Source organism: Synechococcus sp. OH2, assembly GCF_047462155.1.
GTDB lineage: Bacteria > Cyanobacteriota > Cyanobacteriia > Thermostichales > Thermostichaceae > Thermostichus.
On record NZ_JANSIR010000122.1, the window covers coordinates 38,278 to 38,656 of the forward strand.

Here is a 379-nt window from a genome sequence, read left to right on the forward strand (position 1 = left end):
GCATTCCAGTGGTCTCCCTCAGAGGTGTGGGCAATATCCCTCCTACCTAAATCCACGCCCGTTGCCTTGACGGCGTGCTCCGGCTCTGGTACCTCAGACTCCACACCAATCTGGATGAAGGAGGAACCGTCTTGGCGTTTGACCAACGTAGCTGCTTTGGGATTTGAACCTGTTAGCCTGCCGCGCTGGTAGGAGCCAACATCCAGCTCAAAGCGTTCGCGTCCCTCGACGGTGGTCAGCGATACTGTCCAGTCCCTCTCACGGAAGGAGAAAATGCGGGCATCGTAGGTAACAAAGCCAGACTTGAACGTTTTGACCGGACGGTTTTTCTGCTGGGCAACCTTGCGGGCAGCGGTTAGCCTCCTGCCTACCTGTTGTG

The 379-nt window shown here is 56.7% G+C and carries 1 pseudogene; it reads right to left on the reverse strand.

Features of this window, described 5'->3' with window-relative positions:
• Positions 1-379, reverse strand: a pseudogene (locus NW835_RS13445) (RNA-guided endonuclease TnpB family protein); the annotation flags it as partial.